The organism is Natrialba asiatica DSM 12278, from assembly GCF_000337555.1.
GTDB lineage: Archaea > Halobacteriota > Halobacteria > Halobacteriales > Natrialbaceae > Natrialba > Natrialba asiatica.
Genome location: NZ_AOIO01000039.1, coordinates 1 through 22,158 on the forward strand (window position 1 = coordinate 1; position 22,158 = coordinate 22,158).

Here is a 22,158-nt window from a genome sequence, read left to right on the forward strand (position 1 = left end):
AGCCCGCTCAGAGATGTGTATAAGAGACAGCTGTCACCAACTGTCTTGATGACTGCGCTTTGGTGTTCGTCTCGTGGCAACTATTTCGATCGCTCGGTAGCGAACTGCTTCCGCAGGGAAACGAGCGATCGCGTCGCTTACCGTTCCGGTCGAACGCGAACCTGCACTGCGTCGCCGATCTCGAACGCTCGTTCCGGACAGATGAGTTTCACACCGAAGTCCGAATCGCGCGCACAGAACAGCGACAGCCCCGTTATCGGCTCCCCGTTCGCCGTGACGGTCACGTCGTCCCACGCGATTGATCGTCCATCGTCACCGGAGCGGACGCCGAGCCGGTCCCCGTTTAGCGAGACGAGTTCGGCCGCGGCTGGCCCTGCACCTGAACTCGCGAGGAGTCCGCCGCCGTCGTAGTGCGGCAGGCCGCCGTCGAGGACGCCGCCACCGTCGGAGTGGCGCTCCGACGAGGACCGGCTCGAACTGTTCGGCTCACCGCTGTCGGCGTGAACGCCGGCGAACTCGGCACCCGGGTTCGGGTGTGCCGGCGCGTCGAGGATAGCGTCGGTGTCGCCGGTTGCGACGACCGTCCCCGTGCCGTCCCAGTCGAGCGGTTGCGGATCGACGCCGAGTTCGAGCGGCAGCGACCCCGATGCGCGATAGGGGTTCTGTTCGGGGCTGCGAAAGCCGACGTGGAGGTGGTTGTCGACCCACGGGGCGAAGAACCCGGCGCGGACGAGTTCACCGAGCGAGTCGCCGCGGTCGACGCGGTCGCCGGCCGCGACCGTCGGGTCGACGTGGAGGAGCCGAGCGGTCAATCCGGCGCAATCGTCGGGGCCCTCACAGTCGATCAGGATGAGGTGGTCGTGCTCGACGGCGTAGGGTTGCTGCGGTGCGCGGACGGTTCGCGTCTCGCGGACGGTCCCGGAGACGGGACTCGGCGCGATGGTCGTCCGGCCGTCGCAGGGTGGCTCGGGGTAGAGGTCGATCGCACAGCCGGCGTCGTGTGCGGGATACGGCGAGTTATAGAGCGAGAAGCGAGCGTACTGGGCGAGTACCGATTCGGGGAGTGTAACGGAAGTTGTGGCGGCCATCGGCCGAGTTCACCTGGTCACGTTCGTCTGTGCAGCGGGACTGTTTAGGTGCGTCGACACGAACGGGCTGTGTATGCGAGTGCTCCGTGGTCGCGCCGAGACGATCGACGCGGATCGGCAGGTGACAACACGTCTGCTCGATATCGCGGCCGACGGCGAATCCGCGGTTCGCGTTTGGACGCCCCACCGGCAGGCCGCCTTCGGCCGCCGGGATCGTCGGCTGGAGGGATACGACCGCGCTCGCGAACTCGCGGACGAACACGGCTTTCCATCGGTCGAGCGGGACGTCGGGGGCCGAGCGGTCGCCTACGACGGCGAGACGACGCTCGCCTTCGCTCGCGCCGACCCCGTTGCGGACTTCCGGCAGGGGACCGACGAGCGCTACGAACGGCTCACCGCAGCCGTCGAGCGCGCGCTCTCGGAACTGGACTGCGAGACGGTCCGCGGCGAACCGTCGAACGCGTTCTGTCCCGGCTCGCACTCGGTTTCGACGCGAGCGGCGGGCGGCTCACTGCAAAAGCTCGTCGGGCTCGCCCAACGGGTCCGGCAGGACGCGGCGGTCACTGCCGGCATCGTCCTCGTCGATAACCGCGATGAACTCGCAGCCGTCCTCGATGCGGTCTATGACGAACTCGACGTGGCGTTCGATCCCGACTCGGTCGGAACGATCGCGGCCACAGACGGCCGGATCGATTCCGCCGTCGTCAGAGCGCGATTCGAGGATGCTCTCATCGGCGAGGAAGACGCGGCGAACGTGACGGTCAGTGCCGTGACGTAGGCGGTCGAAACAGCGAACTCGACGGAAAACGAGGCCCCGGAAACGAAAGCGGGGGGCGGGGACCGCCGGGCGGGTCTCGATCGGACACCTATAATCCGAAAGTCTGTCTTTTCAGACGGTTGGCCGATACATTTACAATTCGATGGCTAAAAGACGCGATCAGCGATCGGTTCGGACCCGACTCGCACGCGGGAGCGGATACAACGGTCGATAACCGCGCTTTCGGCGGCAGCGAACGGGGAGCGTTGCCAGTGACCACACGAAACGCACGGCGACCGGACAGCACCGAATCGCATCCGGAGAATCATGATTCGATGCACGACACTGACACGGACCTGGGGAACGGGGCAATCGAGACGAATGGGGCGATGGGACGCCTCGAGGGGACGGCCGAACTCGCAGCGAGAATGAGCCCCGCGCAAGCACTCCCCGACGGGTTTTTTCTCATCGACGTCGCCGATATTCTCACGATCGTCTTCGCCGTCATACTCGTGTTCCTGTTCTGGCGGACGTACCAGATACAGGATCTCATGGCGTCGATCCAGCAGACGCAGGCGGATCTGATGGAACAACAAACGGCCTTTCTGAAGGCCAACCACCGACCGATTATCGACCTCGAAGCGGTCGGTGCCGAGCAAAATACGCTCCACGTAACGCTCCAGAACCGAGGGAACGGTCCCGCTCGGAACCTTCAGTTGCAGTGTGTCGTTTACAAACAGAACGGGGAAACGACGAACGGGCCGACCGAACTACGAGATAACGGACGGCGTACCGACTCCGTTGCGGACCCGGCCTGGGCGCACCTCTGGAAGACGTCTGCCCCGCAACTGGAGGCCGACCGCGGCACCCAGAACCCCGGCCCACACGACGGAATCGAACCGAACAGTTTACCGACCCAATTCGAAGCGGGGATTTCGTTCGCGGGGACGCCCGAAACGCGACCCCACGAATCGACCTTCTCCGAAGTCATGGAACAGATCCGCCGCGAGTGGTCCGTCGAACACATCGCACTCGACTTCCATATCGCGTTCACCGACGTGACAATAGAAACGCACACGCAGCCGATCGGCTCGTTCGGTAACATTCCAACGACTACCGTCTATACGCTAGAAGAGGCCATCGACGACGCACGGATCCGCGCCCCGATCGGCGACGCCGTCTCGAGCGAGCACGTTTCGTCGGTGTCGCCGGCCGAGATGCAACCGAATCCGGCCGAATGACGTGGCCCGATCAGGATCGCCCCCTCACTCTCGCTCTCTCTCGCGATAACTGTAACTGGAAACGTCGTCCGCGAGTCGACCGTACTGCTCGCGGGCAACCGACTCGGCAGACACCGGCCGCAAGTCCGACTCAGACGGTCCGCTGTGCCGATTTTCCGGGCGACCGCAGGACGGTCTCGGGTGCGCCGATACTGACCGACGGCGGCCCGTCTCAGCAGGGACCGAACTCGAGTCGACCGTTCAACGCCATCGAGTGATCGTCGTAGTACGCATAGAGGTTCTGGGGCGCCTCGTATCGGCCGCCGTAGTGACCGGCCGGCCCGTTCGAGTCGATGATGTTGTCGTCGTGGTCCTCCGTGAACCGGAAGTTCGTGCGCTCGTAGACGAGTTCGTCATCGAGCCAGTAGCGGACGATGCCGTCCGGGTTCGCCACGCCGTTCGTGATCGTGTTCACGCAGACGTAATATTTGAACTCGTACCAGTTCCCGGGGACGATTTCTGGTTGCCCGTAGGCGTACTCCTCGCCGTCCATGATGAAGTCGTGGTCCTGGTTCTGATCGAGGTGGTACGTGTGCGAGAGGAGGTAAAACGGGCCCTCGGGATCGGAATCTCGATTGGTGATGTACATCCGGTTACTCCAGCCGTTGGAACCGGTGGGCATACCGCCGCCAGCGCTGCCCTCGCCGAGCGCCATTGCACAGTTCCAGAGCCGGCAGTTCGCCGGGTAACGGCCGTCCATTCCCCACCCGGTGTCGAGTCCGAATCGAACGCGGCCGGTGAGTTCGAACAGGCCGTCCTCGAAGCCGTAGTGCATGCTCGCGCCCCAGTGGTTGCCCTCACGAACCTGCAGTTGCAACGCGGTGTTCTCGGAGTAGACCGGATCGGTGACGAGGTCGAGCGTCTCGCTGTCACCGTTCGACAGCCGGTAGATATCGTCCCAGCTATCGTAGTCGTCGTAGTCGAGGTGAATCACGTCGTCCGGCCGGTCACACGCTGCTGCAACACGGTCGGTGCTACTCCCGAGAATACCGAGGAGACCCCCCGCACCGAGCACACCGCCCGCACGTAATGTTTGTCGACGCGTGACGCCAGCGTCAATTGATCTGGTCGAAGAGCGATCGGTCGATTCCGCCTCGGAATGCCGTGCTGGCGCGTGCCGATCACCGCCAGCGGGATATTCAGCCATGCACGTCCCACTCTCATACGCCAGTGGATAGTATCGAATTTGCTACCTGACCGTCCCAGTAGCAAAAACAGTATTCCACGGTGATTACCATCAAGTCCGGATAGTTCCCGTTGCCACAACAGTCACGACATCCCGGCTCGTTTCAACCGCACCACCGGTCGGCCGAATGAACTCGATCGCTTTCGCCGTTTGGCGGTGGTTTACGAGTCGTCTTCCGCCCGCAGTTCCTCGCTCGCCTCTCGAACCTCCCGCATCACGCTCGAGATGCGCTCTTCGGCCTCGAGTTCGTCTTCGACGGAGAGGTCGACGCCTTCGACTTCGAGCAGGAATTTCGCGACTTCCGTGGATTCGTACATCACGTCGTCGAGTTCCTCGGCGGTGAAAAAGTCGCACATCGCGCCGTAGAGGAAGGTGGCTCCGGCGGTGCGGACCTTGTCCTCGAAGGACGAGCGGGCCTGGTTGACCGCCTGGGGCGTGTAGGTGTCGGTCATGAACGGCACGAGTTCGGGCAGGTTCTCGCCGATCTTGGTCATCTCGACGCCGGTTTCGGTCCGAAAGTCGGCACAGAGGCGGGCGATGGCCCACTCGCGGGCGGTGATGTAGGTCCGGTCGCGCAAGAACTCGTTGACGCGGTCGTACTGTGCGCCGTCCATTTTCTTGAAGCGGGCGTACTTCTGGACGTCGTCGGGGACGTCGGTTTCTTCGGGTTCGGTGTCCGGGACGCCTGGCATGGAGCCGGCTGACGTGTCGTCAGGATCCGAGTCGGGTTCGGAAGCGTCGGTTGCAGCGGGGTCGGTTCCGGTGGAGTTCGAGTCGGTTCCGGCGGATTCCGATTCCGATTCCGTTTCGGGGCGGGATGCGGACTCGGCTGCGTCGTCGGCTGTCACGGCGGTGGTGGCGGACTCATCAGTCGCGGTCGTTTGATCGAGTTCTCGTCGCTCGTTCGGTCCGTCCTCGTCCATAGCCGTGTATTCCGAGACGCGCGAGATAAGGGTTGTTCTCGACGGCGACACCGCCGGTAGAAGCCGGTGGGCCGGCGCCGTCCAGATAAACTCCATCCGCATCCTTCGGAGTTCGACCGGATTTAAGTCCGTTAAGGATCTTCGGTACAGTATGTCACAGACGCCAGTCGTAGTCAAGGCCGTGCGGACACCACAGGGCAAAGAGGACGGCGTGTACGCCGATCTTCGCAGCGAAGACCTCTCGGTCCCGCTCATCGACGACATCCTGGCCGAAACCGGCCTCTCCGGCGAGGACGTCGACGACCTGATGTGGGGCTGTGCCCAACAGCGCGGCGAACAGGGTAACAACCTGGCTCGCGTCATCGCGCTGCTCTCTGAACTCGGCGAGAGCGTCCCGGCGACGACGATCAACCGCTGGTGTGCCTCCTCGATGCAGGCCGTCATCTCCGCCTCGGACGCCGTCGCCGCCGGCAACCGCGACGCCGTCATCGCCGGCGGCGTCGAGAGCATGAGCCGCGTCCCGATGGGCGAAAACACCCCGAACGTCCACCCGAAGATGGCCGAACTGTACAACATGGGCGAACTCCAGATGGGGATGACCGCCGAGAAGGTCGCCGAGGAGTACGGCGTCAGCCGCGAGGAACAGGACGAGTACGCCGCACAGAGCCAGCAACGCGCCGTCGAGGCCACCGAGGAAGGACGCTTCGACGACGAGATCGTCCCGATCGAAACCGAAGACGGCACCGTCGAGGAAGACGAGGGCCTGCGCCCCGGCACGACCGCCGAGAAACTCGCCGAACTGCCGACCGTCTTCAAGTCCGACGGCTCCGTCACGCCCGGCAACGCCTCCCAGATCTCCGACGGTGCGTCCGCCCTGCTGGTCACGAGCGAGGAATTCGCCGAGGACCACGACCTCGAGATCATGGCCGAAATCGGCATGAACAACGTCGCCGGCGTCGATCCGACCGTCATGGGCATCGGTCCGGTCCCCGCAACGCGGGGCCTGCTCGAGCGCAACGGCCGCGACATCGACGAGTACGACCTCGTCGAACTCAACGAGGCCTTCGCCAGCCAGTCGATCTACTCCCGCGACGAACTCGGCATCGACCCCGAGATTTTCAACGTCAACGGCGGCGCAATCGCCATCGGCCACCCGCTCGGCGCCTCCGGTGCGCGCCTGCCGGTGACGCTGATCAACGAACTCCAGAAGCGCGGCGGCGGCCTCGGACTGGCGACGCTGTGCGTCGGCTTCGGCCAGGGTGCAGCGATCGAGTTCGACGTGAATTAAGCCGGGTGAACCCGTTCGGGTGTCGCCTCGGACCACCGATTCGTCTGTCGAACGAGTATCGCGGCGGACCGACACACGTTTTGTTGCGGACAGGTTCCGTTCGGATATGGATACGCTGGATCGGTTCTCCCATCGACACCGCCCGGCTACTGTACGGTGGGATCTCGACCGACGATGACGACGGCCAACCGCCGACTACTCCAGTTGCGGATGGTCGTCTCTCTTGCGCTGCTCGGGATCGTCCTGATCGGCTTCATTGCCGGCATCTGGGGCGTGTTCTACGGACTCCTGTCGATCGTCGGCGTCGAGAAACCGGTGACGGCGGCGTCGGTGATCAGCGTCTGTCTACTGGGAGCTATCGCCGCCCTCGAGTTCACCCAAGTTTCGACGGTCGAACGATTCGCGGGAGCCACGCCGGTCGACGGCGACGCGGAACCGGAACTGTACCGGACGGCGACGACGGTCGCAACGATGCTCGACGTGCCCGTACCGACGATCGCGATTTCGGACAGTCACGCACCCGAAGCGATGGTCGTCGGCTACCGGCCGGACGCGATTCACCTCGTGCTCTCCGCGGGCACGATCGATGCGCTCGATGCGGATGAACTCGAGGCGGTGATCGCACACGAACTCGCCCACGTGAAAAATAGGGATGCGATGGTGATGACGGCGCTTTCGGTTCCGGTGGTGCTCGCGGCGGGATTGCGAACGCGCCTTCCCGAACCGGCGGGCAAGGGGGCGGCGTCGATCGTTATCGTTCCGTTGCTGTTCATTTCGAACGCCGTCTGGGTCGCTGGACGAACGATCACGGCCGTTCTCGCTCGTGTTCGCGAGCGCGCCGCCGACCGCGCGGCCGCCGAAGTGACGGGATCGCCCGCGGTTCTCGCAACCGCCCTGGCCACCCTCGACGATCGAATCGAAGCGACGCCGACCCGGGACCTCAGAGCGGTCGAAAGCGTTTCGTCGCTCTCGATTCTGCCGCTCGAAGCCGATCCGGGGAGTCGAGATATTCGCCTCGGCCCGGAGGGCGACATCGAACCGTCGTACCGGTGGTTCGACCGGCTGAAGTGGCGACTCTTTACGACCCACCCGCCGACCGAGGACCGACTCGAGACGCTTCGGTCGCTCGAACGCGAACGGGGGCTGGAATCGGAACGGGACCGAGAGTAAGACTGCAAAGACCGAGATCGAGACCAAAATCAAAATCGAACGGAGCAACGCAACGCGGTCGCGAGCACCGACAGTCGATTTACAACCATCGAGCACGTACGTCGGCTAATTCCCATGGATCCGCTGCTCCTGTCCATCGTCGTCGGCATTCCGCTCGCCTGGCACGTCGGGCTGACCGTGTTCACCTACTACGACGCCGGGAAAGTCGGGCTCGAGCCTCCCGCGAAGTGGGCAGCGATCACCGCCGTGCTCCCGCTCTTTGGCTTTTTCATCTACCTCTTCGAGCGCAGTGAACTCGACTACGATCCGGAAACGGATCCCTACCGGGGAAACAACTTCAATATCCACCCCTCGCGGGCCGACGACACGCCGCTTCGGTCCCGCGGGGACGACCGACTGACGCCGGAGGGAGACGCTGGCGCGTGGACCGACGAGGATAGCGACGAAAACGACCGGTCGAGTTCACCGCCGGAGTAGTGCCATAGCGGAGTACCGTCGTGACGACTCAGTCGTCCGCGGGTGCCGTCTCCGAATCGATCGTCTCGAGTTCGCTCGCGGGAACCGTCCCGTCGTCGTTCCAGTCGCGTTCGTCGTAGTACTCGTCGAGTCCCCGCTCGAAGTCCGGGATCTCGTAGGGCAGCGTGTCGTCCGCCCGGTCGAAGCCGCGCTGGTTGTTGAAGTGGCGTTCGAGGGCGACGACGTCACTGCCGATCGCGAGCAGTTCCTCGTAGTCGGCGTCGAGTAGCGTCTCGAACCGCTCGGTCGTCATGAAGTCCCGGGAGAACTTACAGAGGACGGCGCTGTCCTTGATCGCGTTGATGTTTTCGAGTTCGACGAGCTTCGGCGGCTTGTTCTCGAGTCCCGCCTTGTCGAAGGCGTCGTCGGCGTCGACCAGCGGGTACTCGTAGGGGTAGAACTCGGCGTACATGTGGTCGGCACCGCGGTTCGAGGTCGCGAAGGCGAGGCCCTGGCCGTTCAGCGTGCGGCCGTCGTGGGCGGCGAACTCCATACCCTTGACCGACCAGTTGTCGACGCCGAGTTCGTCGTGACAGCGGGCGACGCCCTCTGCGAGTTGGTCGCCGATGCCCTCGCGGTAGGCGATCTTCTCGACGGTTTCGTGAATGAGGTCGGCGTCGCCGAACTCGTCTTCGCTGGCGAGGTAGGCGGCGACGACGTCGCCGGCCGAGATCGTGTCGAGGCCGAGTTCGTCGCAGAGCTTGTTCGATTTCATCACGTCGACGATGTCGTCGACGCCGGAGTTCGATCCGAAGGCCATCAGGGTCTCGTACTCGGGGCCTTCGGTCTCGAGGCCGGTCTCCTCGTCTTTCGTCGGGAGCTTGCAGGCGAACGCGCAGGCCGAGCAGGTGCCTTTCTTGTACTTTTTCTCCTCGACGCGGTCGCCGCTGATGTCGTCGATGTGTTCGTAGGAGAGTTCGGAGAAGTACCGCGTTGGCAGGGCCTCTACCATGTTCGCGTACGTTGCGACCGAGGTCGTCCCCTGGTCGCGCATCGGGCTGTCGGACTGGGCGGCCTCGCCGTGGATTTCCATCTGGAGCGACGGGAGGTCGACCTCGCGGGTGGAGTCGCCGTCGAAGGTGATCGCCTTGACGTTCTTCGCGCCGAGCACCGCGCCGAGGCCGCCGCGGCCGAACGCGCGCTCTTCCGAGGTCATGATCGAGGCGAAGCGAACTTCGTTCTCGCCGGCGGGACCGACGACGACGGTGTGCTCCGAACCGAGTCCGTGTTCGTCGTCGATGTAGGCGCAGGTTTCGGGTACGGTCGCTTCTTCGAGTTCGGGGACGGCTTCGAACGAGACGCCGTCGTCGGTGACGTGGACGATGACGAGGTCGTCGCTCGCGCCGGTGATCTCGACGGCGCTGTAGCCGGTTGCGGTGAAGTTACGCGAGAGGAAGCCGCCGGCGTTCGAGGAGAGCAGGCCGTCGGTCAGCGGCGAGACGCCGGTTGCGGACATGCGGCCGGTAAAGCTCATGGTCGCGTGCTGGAGCGGGCCGGTCGCGAAGTACAGGTTGTTGTCCGCCCCGAGCGGGTCGGCGTCGAACGGGATGCGAGCGTGAGCGAGTTTCGTCCCGAGCGCGCGGCCGCCGATTGCCGACTCGAGGAGGTCGTCGATCTGTTCGGTTTCGCTCGTCTGTTCCCCGACATCGATCGTACACAGTGGCCCCCGGACGTGCTTCATACTCGATACCGTGGGACGTGCGGTGGCAAAACGGTACCGGTACGTTGTCAGCGGGGAAGACGCGGGCATCACCGTTGGAACGGCGAGTCCGTCGAATCAGCCAACGCTTAATGTATCGGCACTGGACGACTTCGATAATGACCGGCCACGACTCCGCCGCCGACATCTATCGGCAGGCGTTACCAGTGATCGTCGTCAGTCTCGTCGCGGGCCTGTTCGCCGGCACGCTGCTCGGCAGCGAAACGATGCGTGAGGGAATCAGCCGGGTTCCCGGGTTGCTGTTGCTGTTGCCGGCCTTTCTCGCCACCCGCGGTGGGGTCTATGGCTCGCTCGGAGCGCGGCTGTCGAGCGCGCTCCACCAGGGACTGCTCGACCCTCATTTCGAGTGGAGCGGGCGGCTCAGAAACGCCATTATCGCATCCTTCCTGAACGGCATGATCGTCTCGCTGTTTATCGCCGTTCTCACCTGGGCCGTAATGCTAGCCCTGGGACGGGAGGCTGCGTTGCTCGAACTCGTGATTATCCTCTTCGTCGCCGCTCTCTTGAGCGCCGTCGCGATGCTCGGCGTCTTGCTTCCCGTGATCTTCAAGGGCTATCGCCGCGGCCTCGACCCCGACAACGTCATCGGCCCCGTCGTGACGACCGTCGGTGACGTGTTCGGCGTCTTCTTCCTGCTGGTCGGGATCGCCGTGACGGAGGCACTACTGTGAGCGCCGACGAGGCCCGCGCCGGCGACGAACTCGGGCGAGATCACATCGGCGACTGGACGATCCGGAATATCGTCACGACGCTCGTCCCGCTCTTGGCCGTCCTGTCGGTGTTGCAGATGGTGTCGGGAACCGTCCTCGAGACCTTCGAAGCGGCGTTACTGACGAACCCCGCGTTGCTCGTGTTGGTCCCGGTGATGATCGGGACCGCCGGAAACCTGGGCTCGATCATGTGCGCCCGCCTCTCGACGCAGTTACACCTGGGGACGTTCGAGTTCTCGCCGACCAATCCGGATCTGCGAGCGACAGTCGGGGCGATCGTCGGCCTCGCGGGGACGGTATTCGTCCTGCTCGGCATCGCCTCCTGGGCTATCGGGCACCTGCTGGGTGGCGAACTCGGACTCGCCCCGCTGCTGGTGATCACGGTCACCAGCGGAATGCTTCTTGCCGTCTGGGTCGTCATCGTCAGTACGACCGCGGTCTACGTCTCCTACCGGCTCGGCTACGACCCCGACGACACGACGATTCCCGTCGTCACGAACGTCTGTGACATCACCGGCGTGCTCATCCTCTTTGCGGTGGTCTCGATCGTTCTCTGAGGCGGTCTTGGCGGTGGTCTCGATCGGTCTCTGAGGCGGCAGACGGTACAACGCCTGTTTCACCCATCCCAGTCATTATCTACCACGCGTGGTGAGATGCGAGCATGCACCGCCGTCATCTTCTCGCGTCTGCCGGCATCGGTCTCTCCATCGCCGGTGGCTGCCTACAGTCGTCCCTGCCGAATACCGGCGGCGAAGACCCGTCTACGGCAGCCGCCGAAACGACCATCCAGTACGACATCCAGCAGTTGGGGGTTCGACAAGGGTCATCGCTGCAATTCGACGGAGCGGTCACGGGACAACTCGACGTATTCGACTCGAGCGCGGACGTCCATCGAACGCTTTCGTTTGCCGATCACGACGGCGAGACGCCTTCAAGTCGCGCGTTCGTCGACGAAACGAACTTCGACACCGAACTTCTCGTCCGCGTGACGTCGGTCTGGCCGAAACGGGACTTCCTCGGAATCCGCGTCCGCGAACTCGACAGAACGCCCGGGACGTTCACCGGAACCGCAACAGCGATCGGCGACGATCCAACCGAAGGCGATGGCGCACTGGCCTTTCCAGCCGCTCTCGTTCGCGTGTCAGTCGGGGAGGATCACCCCGAATCCGTCGAGTTCACGATTGTCGATTACCGGGAGAACGAGAAGACCGTCGAAGAACCGATCTCGGCGGACGCGTAACGAGCACTGGATTGCGCCGCCACTCGGCGTGTGGTCACCGCCATCCGCGAAACGGAACAGCGGTTGCGTTTCAGACGGTCTGCTGTACCGGTTTCTCGGCGCACCCACAGGACGCCGCGGGATGGGTTGCGATTCTCCAGAACCGACTGACAGCAGTCCGTATCAGGCCTCCGGAGCCTGCTCCGTCGACTCCTCGGCGTACATCGAGTCCACCTCGTCGGCGAACGCGTCCAGAATCGTCCGGCGTTTCTTCTTCATCGTCGGCGTCAGCATCTCGTTTTCCTCGGTGAACTCGATCGGCACGAGTCGGAACTCCTTGATCGTCTCGTGGGCCTCGAAGTCCTCGTTGACGGCCTCGACCTCCCGACCGATCCGCTCGCGGACCCACTCGTGATCGCAGATGGCTGCCGGGTCGTCCGGCAGCGCAACGTCCTCGGTCTCGGCACGCCGTTCGAGGGCATCGATGTTCGGTACGATGAGCGCGCCGATGAATTTCTCGCCGTCGCCGACGACCAGACACTGCTCGACGAGTTCGTTCGCGGCGAAGGTGTCCTCGATCGGCGCGGGCGCGACGTTCTTGCCGGTCGAGAGGACGACGAGTTGCTTCGTTCGCTCGTGGAACTCGATGTAGCCGTCGGGGCGGATGGTGACGATGTCGCCGGTGCGGAACCACCCGTCGTCCGCGTCGGTCCTGGACGCGCCCCCGTCTCGGTCGGCGTCGTTTGCACTCTCCCCCGGCGCGTCCTCGGTAAAGGCCCGGTCGGTCGCCGCCGGCTTGTTCCAGTAGCCCTCGGTGACGTTCGGTCCGCGGACGAGGAGTTCGCCAGTTTCGCCGGGCGTGCTGGCGGCATCGCCGTCCGGCGCGATCGACTCGTCGACGGTCGCGTCGCAGTCGATAACCGCCGGCCCGACAGTGCCGATCTTCGGTGCCTCCGGTGGATTCGTCGTTACGACGGGCGAGGTTTCTGTGAGCCCGTATCCCTCCAAAATCGGCAGTCCCATGCCGTGATAGAGCGTGCAGAGGTCCTCGGAGAGCGACCCGCCGCCGCTGACCAGCATCTCGACGTTCCCGCCGAGGGCCGCCTTGACCTTACTGAACACCAGTTTGTCCGCGACCGAGAGCTTGAACTCGAGGATCGGTCCGGGATCGTCCGCCCGATAGTAGGCTCGGCTCACGTCCGTCGCCCAGTCGAAAATGCGCTCCTTGATCGGGGACTCCGTGGCTTCCTCCCGAATCGCATCGTAAATCTTCTCGTAGACCCGCGGGACGCTCGTCGCCCCGGTCGGCCGGACCGTGCGAAAGTCCTCTTTCAACGTATCCGAACTCTCGGCGTAAGCGACGGTCGCCCCTGCGGCGAACAGCAGGAAGTGCCCCGCCGTCCGCTCGAAGACGTGCGCCAGCGGCAGGTACGAGACGAGCGTACTGTTCTCGTCGATGACCGGCGTGTCCGCGTCCTTGTCCGGTCGCGGGCCGTAGCGCCGGTAGACCTGGTTGACGTTCGTCCGGAAGTTCCGGTGGGTGAGCACGACGCCTTTCGGCTTCCCCGTCGTCCCGCTCGTGTAGATGATGCTCGCCAGGTCGTCCGGGTCGCGCGCTGCGAGCCACTCCTCGTACGCATCCGGATCGTACCGCTCGTCCCCCAGTTCGTAGACCTCGGCGAGCGTGTAGCAGTCCGTTGCCGCGTCCTCGCCCGCACCGCCGAGCTCGTCCATCGACACGATGAACTCGAGTTCGAGTTCGTCCTCGACGGCGAGCACCCGCTCTAGGACGGCCGCGTTCTCGACGACGACGCCGCTGGCACCGGGATCGTCGAGCAGATAGTGTGCCTTCTCGGGCGAGGAGTTCTTGTAGACGGTGGTCACGACTGCACCCGCGGCGAGCAGCGCGAAATCGGTCTGGGCCCACTCCATGCGCGTCTGGGCGAAGATACCGACCCGGTCGCCGGCCTCGACGCCGAGGTCGCGGAAGCCGGTGGCCAGCGGGCGGACGATCTCGGCCATCTCCGCGTAGGTCAGGCTCTCGTAGTCGCCGTGTGGGGCGGGGTCGACCGCCGTCCCGGAGAGACTGCGATCGTAGATGCCGCCCTGGTACTGCTGGGCGATCGCGTTCGGATGGCGCTCGACCGACGCCTCGAACATCCCTCCCAACGGTTCCATACCCAGCACCGGACTCGTGAACTCGCGTTCCGCGGTCTGCCAATCCATGGTATATTATACCAAGAGGAGCGGGGAACTCTTGAAAGTACAGGGAATTCAGGACTGTTTATTATGATATTAGGATAGGAGCGGCGTACGATAGTCGAGGTGTGCGTACGTAACCCACACCACCGAAACAGTTCTATCGGAAGCCCGGAAACCTGGCGTATGGGCGACGGTCAAGCGGCACAGGAGTTGTCGAAATCGACCATCGAAGAGATGCTTCGCTCCGTAGAATGGGAGTGGGAGCCGGAACCGAAACCGGAACTCGTGGAGGCAACAGCGGTCGAGCGCGGCTTTTGTTCCGTGTACCGCATCATCGGTTCCGGCGGAGAAGGTGCCGACGGGAACGCGACGCGAGAGGGATACCTGAAAGCCACTCCTGACGGGCAGACGTGGAGCATTCCGACCGAGTCTCGGATTCAGGCAGTTCTCAACGCTCACACGTCGATTCCGGTTCCGCCGGTCTGCGGCGTCGTCGACGATCACGACTCCCTGCCGTCGCCGTTTTATCTCATGCGCGCACTGTCCGGCGAGGAAGTCGCCTACGAGCGCGTGTGCCGACTCGAAGACGCCTCGCTCCGGCGACTCGCTCGAGAAACCGGCGAGTACCTGGCCGAACTGCACGCGATTTCGGCGGTCGACCGGTTCGGACACGTCCGTCACGACGGCCCCGAACTCGTCGGCGGTCAGCCTGCCGGCGATCCGGCGACCCTGACCGTCGAACCCCCGCGAGAAGCGTGGCCAACCGCACTACGCAACTACGCTGATCGTGAACTCGACCGGCACGCGGACTCCCGATTTTCGGATCTCACACCCGAACTCCGCCGGTGGGTCGAAACGGCCATCGATGAACTCGACGGACCGTTCGATCCCGTCCTGGGGCGAAACGATCACGGACTCCACAATCTCCTCATCGATCCCGAAACGGGCGAGATCACCGCGATGCTCGACTGGGGGTACACGCTCGCCGTGCCGGCGGCCTTCGACCTCGAGTTCGCGGTGTACCTCTACAGCGGGGCGTTTCTCGCAGGACTTCCCGATGTCTCTGACCGGCGGCCCCTCGTCCGCGACGCGATGCTGTCCGGCTACCGGGAGACAGCGCCGGACCGTGCTGAAGACGTTTCGGCCCCCGAACCGCTCTACGAGGCGCTCGCGATGGTCCGGGTCATGAACGACTTCCGCCACCTGGAGTTCCCCGACGGAGCCGAAACGGCGGTGATGGACCGCATCAGCGCGGACGTGCGGACCCGCATCGACTGATAGGGTCTGCGGTACCGATTCGCCGGCGCAACCCGGGACGGTTCGTGGTTGCGCCGGAAACGACTGACAGCAGTCCGTATGAAAACGCGACGCTGGCTACGAGAACAGCGGGCTGCTCGCTCGAAACCGCTCCTGACGATTCCCTGATGGTTCACGCGTCCTCGTAGATCCGGTCCACACGGCCCTCGAAGCGGTCCAGAATGACGCGGCGTTTCTTCTTCATCGTCGGCGTCAGCATCTCATTTTTCTCGGTGAACTCGACCGGAACGAGTTCAAATCGCTTGATCGTCTCGTGTTTTTCGAAGCCGTCGTTCGCCCGGTCGACCTCCCGTTGGACGTACTCGTGAACGCGCTCGTCGTCGCAGATGGCGTCGGTATCGTCGGGCAGGTCGATGCCCTGTTCGTCCGCCCACGCCCGGATGTGCTCGACGTTGGGGACGAGTAACGCGCCGATGAACTTCTCGCCGTCGCCGACGACCATGCACTGCTCGATAACCTCGCTGGCGGCGAAGGCGTCCTCGAGCGGACCGGGAGCGACGTTCTTGCCGGTCGAGAGGACGAGCAGTTGTTTCACGCGGTCGCGGAACTCGATGTAGTTGTCCCCGCGCAAGTGGACGACGTCGCCGGTGCGAAACCACTGCTCGGCGGTCGAGTCGTCCGTAGTATCGAGTACGGCGCCACCGTCGGGCTGAGACGTGACTCCAGCAGCGTCCTCGGCCGCAGCCTCGGCGAACGCCCGGTCGGTTGCCGCGGGTTTATTCCAGTAGCCCTCGGTGACGTTCGGCCCGCGGACGAGGAGTTCGCCGACCGCCCCCGGATCGTCGAAGGCGTCCTGGTCGACGACGCTCTCGTCGATCGAGACGTCGACGTCGGTCACCGTCGGACCGATCGTCCCGATCCGCGGGTCGTCCGGCGGATTGACTGCGATGACCGGCGAGGTTTCGGTCAAGCCGTAGCCCTCGAAGATCGGGAGTCCCATCGCGTGATAGAGCCGACAGAGTTCGGGTGAGAGGCTGCCGCCGCCGCTGATCAGGATCTCGATTTCGCCGCCGAGCGCCTCGCGGACCGTCGAGAAGACCAGTTTGTCCGCAAGGGCTCGCTTTGCCGCGAGCACGGGGCCGGGCGAGTCGGCACGCTGGTACGCGACGCCGACGTCGGTCGCCCACTCGAAGAGACGCTTTTTGACCGGCGACTCGCTCGCCTGTTCGCGGATCGTATCGTAAATTTTCTCGTAGACGCGGGGGACGCTGGTCGCCGTGTTCGGCCGAACGATACTGAAGTCCTCCTGGAGCGTATCCGGATTTTCCGCGTAGGCGACACAGGCACCGCTTGCGAACAGCAGGAAGTGTCCCGCCGTCCGCTCGAAGACGTGCGCCAGCGGCAGGTACGACATCGCCTGACTCTCGGCGTCGATAACCGGCACGTCCGCGTCTCTGTCCGGCCGCGGCGCGAAGCGCTTGCGGATCTGATTGACGTTCGCCCGGAAGTTGCTGTGGGTGAGCCGGACGCCCTTCGGCTGCCCGGTCGTCCCGCTCGTGTAGATCAGACTCGCCAGATCGTCCACCGCGGGTTCGTCGACCCACTCCTGGTAGGTCTCGGCGTCGAACACCGCGGCACCGCGATCGTGAAGCTCCGCGAGCGTCAGCACGTCGTCCCGGTCGTCGTACTCCGTCCCCGGCAGCTCGTCGATCGACACGATGAACTCGAGTTCGAGTTCGTCCTCGACGGCGAGCACCCGCTCTAGCAGTTCTCGGTTCTCGACGACGACGCCGTCCGCGTCGGGATCGTCGAGCAAGTACGACACCTGCTCGGGAGACGAACTCGTGTAGACGGTGGTGACGACCGCGCCGGCCCCGAGCAGCGCGAAGTCGGTCTGGGCCCACTCCATGCGAGTGTTGCTGAAGATACCGACCCGGTCGCCGGATTCGACGCCGAGGTCGCGAAAGCCGGCGGCGAGGTTCCGAACGATGTCGCGCATCTCGGCGTACGAGATCGCCCGGAAGGCATCGGGTTCGGCCGGCGGAAGCACGGCGTCCGAGTCGGTGCCGGTGAGCGAACGATCGTAGATGCCGCCCTTGTATCGCTGGGCAGGCCGGTCCCTGTTCCGCTCGGCCGCGTCCTCGAACAGCCGACCGAGCGTCGTGGTCCCGATCACCTCGTCGTCGTACTCGCGTTCGGTGTCCCGCCAGTTCATATCCGTTCAGAGTCGTTCCTGTGCGATAAAACGTGATGAAACTGGTTTCACTCGACGATTCGTTTATTCAGGTGTGAGCGCCGACCGTCCCGGAAACGAGCGGATTCGGGAACTGAACTCGAAGCGGCGGGAGCGTCGCGCAACCGGGAGTTCACTCTCGGCTGTCAAGATAACCGATAACGCCGCGGACGTTCATCGCCGCCTCGGCGCTTGCTTTCTGCTCGTTCCAGGCCTCGCCCTTCTCGGTCGCGGACGCGAAGTGGGCCATCACGTCCTCGTCGGCGTCGAGTTCGGCGCGCTCGGTCTCGACTGCGGAGACCCATTCGGTGAGGACGGTCGCGTACTCCTCGAGCACGCGTTCGGCGTCGTCGCCGACGTAACGAGGGCCAAAGTGCGTATAGAGAAGGACGTCGGGGTCGATCTCGGCGAGCAGTTCGACGTCTTCGAGACACTGTTCGAGGTCGAAGTCGGAGGGCGGGGAGGTTTCGACGATTTCCTCGCGATTGGGAATCCAGATGCCGGCGGCGTCGCCGGTGAAGACGGCGTCGTTTGCGGGGTCCTCGAAGACGACCTGATGGAACGCGTGGCCGGGCGCGCCGTGAACGCGGAGTTCGTGGTCGCCGAGATCGATCGCGTCGCCGCCCTCGAGTTCGACGATTCGGTCCTCTGGAATGGGCTTTGGCTCGACGTAGAACTGCCACTGGTCGCCGACGGCGTTTTTCGTGCCGGCGACCAGTTTGCCGGGGTCGGCGAGCAGGCTCGCGCCGGCGGCGGGGATGCAGATGTCGGCGTTCGGGCAGGCCTCCGCGAGGAAGCCAGCGCCGCCCGCGTGATCGAGGTGGATGTGTGTCATCGTGACGACCTCGACGTCGGCGGGATCGATGTCGAGTTCGGCGAGCGCGTCGAGAATCAGGTCGTGGTTGGTGCCGATACCGGTTTCGACGATGGCCGGCCGGTCGTCGTTTAGAATATAGACGGCTCCGTAGCCGCTCGTCTCGTACATGCCGGTATCGAGGTAGTACAGGTCCGAACAGTCGCCGGCGGTCACCTCGCGAACGTCACCGATGTCCATACCGGAAGCCCGTCGGCGGACGGGATAAAAGCTCGTGTCCCAGCATTACCGTTCGAGTTCGTCCGGCTGATTCTTCCACTCGCCGATGCCGGACGGATCGAGGTGGACGTGCGCGTCGCCGACGTCCTCGAGTCCGCGGAGTTGATCGACGAGTTCTGATTCGATGTCGTGGGCGCGCCGGAAGGGGAGTTCGCCGTCGACCTCGACGTGGACTTCGACTTCGAGGACGGGACCGTCGTAGAAGACGGTCAGATCGTGGACGCCCTGCACGTCGGGGTGGGACCGGAGCACGTCGAGCACCGCCGTTCGCTTCTCGGGCGTCGGGGCGGCACCGACGAGGTAGTCGACGTTTTCGCGACCGATTTCGACGCCCTGGTAGACGACCAGCAGGCTGACGAGCCCGCCGGCGACGGGATCGAGTTGGGGCTGGCCGAACGCGACGCCGATGATGCCGACGACGGCGGCCAGCGACGTGTAGATGTCGTTCAGACAGTCGGCTGCGAGCGCCGAAAGGGCGGGCGAGTCGAGTTCCGCGTTGATTGCGACCGTGTACCGGTAGACCAGGTACATATCGACGATTGCGAAGCCGAGCGAGCCGAGCAACAGCGGGCTGAAGGTGACGTCGACCTCGGTGAGCAGTCCCTCGACGGAGCGATAGAGCAGGTTCAATCCGAGGAGTGCGATGACGGCGCCGACGAACAGCGCCGTCAGCGGCTCGATGCGGTCGTGCCCGTGGGGGTGGGTGTCGTCGGGTTCGTCGTACGAACTCTGTCCCCAGATATAGACGACGATGCTGGCGATGAGATCCGCGATCGAGTGTGCCGCGTCGGCGAGGAGGGCGACGCTCCCGAAGACGAGTCCCGCAGCCCCTTCGACTGCGATTTTCGCGACGTTGCCGAGGACGTTGACCCACGATGCCCGTCGGAACCCGCGTCGCTCGTCCTCGACACTGTCCATGGACGGTTTAGAGCCAGTCTAACCTTGGGTCTTTTCCTTCCGACCGACCGCCGCGAGCGTCCCGGAACGGTCGCAGGTCATAACGCTCATCAACCTGTGCGAACGACCGCCTAGTAAGACGGTTCGAATCACGACGCGGTTTAAACGTGGTGACCACCCCCTTCGGGCGATGGGGCCCGCCCGACCCAACCGCCGGCACCGACCGCCGGCTGACGGTCCCTGCCACTACGCAGCCATGGCAGCATCCCAGCCCCACCCCCTCGTTCGACTCGAAACGCTCGCACTGATCGCCGTCGGCGGCTTCGCCGGCGCGAATCTCCGCTACTTCGCGATGGGCCTGCTCTCCGACGTCCAGTCCGTCCTGCTCGTCAACGTCATCGGCAGCTTCGCGCTCGGGTTTCTCGTCTACGAATCCCAGTACACCGGCCTCGTCGCGCGCAAATCGAGAGTCGTCTTCACGACCGGCTTCCTTTCTTCGCTGACAACCTACAGCACGTTCGCCATCCAATCCGCACTCGCGTCCGCCCCCCTCCTGCTCGTCGCCATCGTCCTCGGCAACTACGGCCTCGGCTTTACCGGCGTCCTCGCCGGCCGTGAACTCGCCCGCAGACTCGGCGATCCGGCCGCCGCGACGACCGGCGGTGAGACGGCATGAGCGCGACCGCCGCGGCGTCGCTTGCTGAACTCTGGACGGCGATCGGCGGACCGTTCGCGTTGGTGTCCGTCCCGGACGTTAGTATCGCAGCGGTCACGTTCGATCCCGAACCTGCACACGTCGTGGGGACCGGCGGTGCGATCGGTGCGGTGTTGCGCTACGGCGTGTATCAACGGCTCTCGAGCGACCGATTCCCCTGGCCGACGCTGCTGGTGAACGTCGTGGGCAGTTTTGCCTTCGCGCTTGCGATGTTTGCGGGCGCGACCGAGTCGGTCCTGCAGTTGCTTGGAACTGGTCTCTGCGGGGCGTTCACGACCTTTTCGTCGTTCTCGGTCGAGACGGTGCAGTCGTACGAGCGCGGTGATCGGCTACTCGCGGTCGGCAATGCCGGTGCGAATCTCGGTCTCGCACTCGCTGGAATCGGTCTCGCGTGGATCGTCGTCGCGCTGGGGCCCGTTTAGCCGCGGTCTACGGCCTCGTCGGCGCTGTAAGCGTCGAAATACCCAGTGCGATTGCATCGACCCGCCGTGACTGGTTCTCGTTTGCCTCGTCGATCGTCGTTTCGATTTGCCGGGAGTTCGTCACACCGCGGCTGAAACTGTCAGTTCAGCCCGATCGGCTCACGCCTGAGACAGGTCGTCGAACGCCGCCGCAGCCGTCCGGGTCCCCTTCGAAATCAGCACGTCGCCGGCCTGCACCGTCGTGTCGGAGTCGCCGACGAGTAACCAGCCCTCGTCGGGGCGGCGGATTGCGATCACCGACATGGTCGAATCGGTGTCGGGGACGCCGCTGATGACGGTCGCGCCGTCGAGGGTGCTCTCCCGCTCGACCGGAACGCGGGTGATGATCTCGTCGCTCTCCTCGACGGCCATCTGGACGACCGGATGAACATCGAGATCGCGGAGGACGCCCTCGCTAATGTCGGCCGCAGCGTCGCTGATAACCTCCGTGCTGTTGCCCAGTTGGATGAGTCCCCGAAGGACGACCGGATCGTCGGCGTCGGCGGCCGCTCGAAGCGTCCAGGCTTCGAACCGAGACTCCATCGCGTCGACTTCGACCTCCAGATTGCGGACCTCCTCGGCGAGGGCCTCGCTGTCGAACAGCACGCTGCTGTAAGCCAGATCGACGGCGAGTTCGGAGAGGTTCTTCATGTGGACGATGGTGTCGACCGCCCGTTCGAGGTCGTCGATGTCCGGAACGTCGACTGCGGGGGATTCGTAGGGCGTGCCGGTGAGCGTCTCGTAGACCGATTCGATCGACGTATCCGGGCCGCGAAGGAGCGCAACGTCGTCGCTCGCGACCGTCGTGTTCGGGCCGGGATTGAGCAACCACTCGTTGCCGCGCCGAAGGGCGATCACTCGGACGCCGGTCTCGGACTCCAGATCGATGTCCATCAGCGTGCGGTCGGCGAACGCGGAGTCCGGCGAGACGACGCCCCGAACGAGCGTCTCGGTCGCTTCGGGAAGTGCCGCCCGCATCGCCTCCGGCAACCCGACCTCCTCCAAGATGATCTTCGCGATGTCGCCCGCGGCGTCGCTGATGTCGCCCGCCGCGGCGACGATCCCTAGAACGGGAGCCAGTTGCTCCGCGTCGTCGGGATTTCGAACCGCCATCATGAGGCTCATCCGTGCCTGCAGTTCGAGGACGTCCATGCGCTCTTCTAAGCGCAGCACTTCCCGCGCGAGGTCGTCGTTACGGTGCAAGACGGCCGAGTACGAGAGATCGATCAACAGCTCCGCCGTATCCTTCATCTCGACCAGGATATCCTTGACACTACGGGGCTCGTACTCGACCGACACCGCCGCAGTCTCCCCCTCGAACGGGTCCATACCTCGACAAACCCGCCGCGTCGAAAAAAACGTTTCCCGCCGGTCCCGTCACAGCTATCACGGAATCGCACGCCGCCTTCCGATACGGTTTTGGACGGCCACACAGAACCCACG

At 64.4% G+C, this 22,158-nt stretch carries 20 protein-coding genes; 11 read left to right on the forward strand and 9 right to left on the reverse strand.

The window, feature by feature from the left end; translation table 11 throughout:
- Window positions 1-137: 137 nt before the first annotated feature.
- Window positions 138-1,088, reverse strand: a complete 951-nt coding sequence (locus C481_RS16950; RefSeq protein ID WP_006110551.1) for a hypothetical protein — start codon at window positions 1,086-1,088, stop codon at window positions 138-140.
- A gap of 73 nt (window positions 1,089-1,161) precedes the next feature.
- Between C481_RS16950 and C481_RS16955 the strand changes: the two genes are divergently transcribed.
- Together C481_RS16955 and C481_RS16960 are read left to right on the forward strand one after the other, a co-directional pair.
- Complete coding sequence (locus tag C481_RS16955; protein ID WP_006110552.1) at window positions 1,162-1,866, forward strand: lipoyl protein ligase domain-containing protein; 705 nt, start codon at window positions 1,162-1,164, stop codon at window positions 1,864-1,866.
- A 314-nt stretch (window positions 1,867-2,180) separates the two neighbouring features.
- The gene (locus tag C481_RS16960; RefSeq protein ID WP_241434705.1) at window positions 2,181-3,086 is read left to right on the forward strand and encodes a hypothetical protein; all 906 of its coding nucleotides are present in this window, start codon (window positions 2,181-2,183) and stop codon (window positions 3,084-3,086) included.
- 211 nt (window positions 3,087-3,297) lie between these two features.
- Here the strand turns inward: C481_RS16960 and C481_RS16965 are convergent, their stop codons facing one another.
- Window positions 3,298-4,140 carry a hypothetical protein gene (locus C481_RS16965; protein WP_006110554.1) on the reverse strand — a complete coding sequence of 281 codons (843 nt, stop codon included), beginning with the start codon at window positions 4,138-4,140 and terminating at the stop codon, window positions 3,298-3,300.
- Between the two features lie 332 nt (window positions 4,141-4,472).
- Window positions 4,473-5,234 (reverse strand): DUF5806 family protein, encoded by a 762-nt coding sequence (locus C481_RS16970; RefSeq protein WP_049904738.1) that lies wholly within the window; start codon window positions 5,232-5,234, stop codon window positions 4,473-4,475.
- Between the two features lie 151 nt (window positions 5,235-5,385).
- Between C481_RS16970 and C481_RS16975 the strand changes: the two genes are divergently transcribed.
- From C481_RS16975 to C481_RS16985, 3 genes are all read left to right on the forward strand, one after another.
- Window positions 5,386-6,522, forward strand: coding sequence for a thiolase family protein (locus tag C481_RS16975; RefSeq protein ID WP_006110556.1), 1,137 nt, complete (start codon window positions 5,386-5,388; stop codon window positions 6,520-6,522).
- A gap of 174 nt (window positions 6,523-6,696) precedes the next feature.
- The gene (locus C481_RS16980; RefSeq protein WP_006110557.1) at window positions 6,697-7,692 is read left to right on the forward strand and encodes a M48 family metalloprotease; all 996 of its coding nucleotides are present in this window, start codon (window positions 6,697-6,699) and stop codon (window positions 7,690-7,692) included.
- Between the two features lie 114 nt (window positions 7,693-7,806).
- Complete coding sequence (locus C481_RS16985) at window positions 7,807-8,169, forward strand: hypothetical protein (RefSeq protein ID WP_006110558.1); 363 nt, start codon at window positions 7,807-7,809, stop codon at window positions 8,167-8,169.
- A gap of 28 nt (window positions 8,170-8,197) precedes the next feature.
- On the opposite strand, the gene C481_RS16990 is transcribed toward C481_RS16985, so the two are convergent.
- On the reverse strand, window positions 8,198-9,889 hold the full coding sequence (locus C481_RS16990) for an aldehyde ferredoxin oxidoreductase family protein (RefSeq protein WP_006110559.1): 1,692 nt from the start codon (window positions 9,887-9,889) through the stop codon (window positions 8,198-8,200).
- Window positions 9,890-10,026: 137 nt separating this feature from the next.
- Here C481_RS16990 and C481_RS16995 point away from each other — a divergent pair, with 137 nt between their 5' ends.
- The 3 genes from C481_RS16995 to C481_RS17005 all read left to right on the forward strand — a co-directional run bounded on the left by C481_RS16995 (window position 10,027) and on the right by C481_RS17005 (window position 11,878).
- Window positions 10,027-10,599 (forward strand): magnesium transporter, encoded by a 573-nt coding sequence (locus tag C481_RS16995; RefSeq protein WP_006110560.1) that lies wholly within the window; start codon window positions 10,027-10,029, stop codon window positions 10,597-10,599.
- Complete coding sequence (locus tag C481_RS17000; RefSeq protein ID WP_006110561.1) at window positions 10,596-11,195, forward strand: magnesium transporter; 600 nt, start codon at window positions 10,596-10,598, stop codon at window positions 11,193-11,195. The genes C481_RS16995 and C481_RS17000 overlap by 4 nt, the downstream gene beginning before the upstream one ends.
- Window positions 11,196-11,299: 104 nt before the next feature.
- The gene (locus tag C481_RS17005) at window positions 11,300-11,878 is read left to right on the forward strand and encodes a hypothetical protein (RefSeq protein WP_006110562.1); all 579 of its coding nucleotides are present in this window, start codon (window positions 11,300-11,302) and stop codon (window positions 11,876-11,878) included.
- A gap of 162 nt (window positions 11,879-12,040) precedes the next feature.
- Here the strand turns inward: C481_RS17005 and C481_RS17010 are convergent, their stop codons facing one another.
- Window positions 12,041-14,083 (reverse strand): AMP-dependent synthetase/ligase, encoded by a 2,043-nt coding sequence (locus C481_RS17010; RefSeq protein ID WP_006110563.1) that lies wholly within the window; start codon window positions 14,081-14,083, stop codon window positions 12,041-12,043.
- Between the two features lie 159 nt (window positions 14,084-14,242).
- Here C481_RS17010 and C481_RS17015 point away from each other — a divergent pair, with 159 nt between their 5' ends.
- The gene (locus C481_RS17015) at window positions 14,243-15,337 is read left to right on the forward strand and encodes a phosphotransferase family protein (protein WP_006110564.1); all 1,095 of its coding nucleotides are present in this window, start codon (window positions 14,243-14,245) and stop codon (window positions 15,335-15,337) included.
- 151 nt (window positions 15,338-15,488) lie between these two features.
- On the opposite strand, the gene C481_RS17020 is transcribed toward C481_RS17015, so the two are convergent.
- The 3 genes from C481_RS17020 to C481_RS17030 all read right to left on the reverse strand — a co-directional run bounded on the left by C481_RS17020 (window position 15,489) and on the right by C481_RS17030 (window position 19,560).
- On the reverse strand, window positions 15,489-17,531 hold the full coding sequence (locus tag C481_RS17020; RefSeq protein WP_006110565.1) for an AMP-dependent synthetase/ligase: 2,043 nt from the start codon (window positions 17,529-17,531) through the stop codon (window positions 15,489-15,491).
- A gap of 151 nt (window positions 17,532-17,682) precedes the next feature.
- The gene (locus tag C481_RS17025; protein ID WP_006110566.1) at window positions 17,683-18,603 is read right to left on the reverse strand and encodes an MBL fold metallo-hydrolase; all 921 of its coding nucleotides are present in this window, start codon (window positions 18,601-18,603) and stop codon (window positions 17,683-17,685) included.
- 45 nt (window positions 18,604-18,648) lie between these two features.
- Window positions 18,649-19,560, reverse strand: coding sequence for a cation diffusion facilitator family transporter (locus tag C481_RS17030; protein ID WP_006110567.1), 912 nt, complete (start codon window positions 19,558-19,560; stop codon window positions 18,649-18,651).
- 235 nt (window positions 19,561-19,795) lie between these two features.
- Between C481_RS17030 and C481_RS17035 the strand changes: the two genes are divergently transcribed.
- Window positions 19,796-20,215 carry a CrcB family protein gene (locus tag C481_RS17035; RefSeq protein ID WP_006110568.1) on the forward strand — a complete coding sequence of 140 codons (420 nt, stop codon included), beginning with the start codon at window positions 19,796-19,798 and terminating at the stop codon, window positions 20,213-20,215.
- The gene (locus C481_RS17040) at window positions 20,212-20,676 is read left to right on the forward strand and encodes a fluoride efflux transporter FluC (protein ID WP_006110569.1); all 465 of its coding nucleotides are present in this window, start codon (window positions 20,212-20,214) and stop codon (window positions 20,674-20,676) included. Before C481_RS17035 ends, C481_RS17040 begins: the two co-directional genes overlap by 4 nt.
- A gap of 159 nt (window positions 20,677-20,835) precedes the next feature.
- Here C481_RS17040 and C481_RS17045 read toward each other — a convergent pair whose 3' ends face one another.
- Window positions 20,836-22,044, reverse strand: a complete 1,209-nt coding sequence (locus C481_RS17045) for a potassium channel family protein (RefSeq protein ID WP_006110570.1) — start codon at window positions 22,042-22,044, stop codon at window positions 20,836-20,838.
- Between the last annotated feature and the right edge of the window lie 114 nt (window positions 22,045-22,158).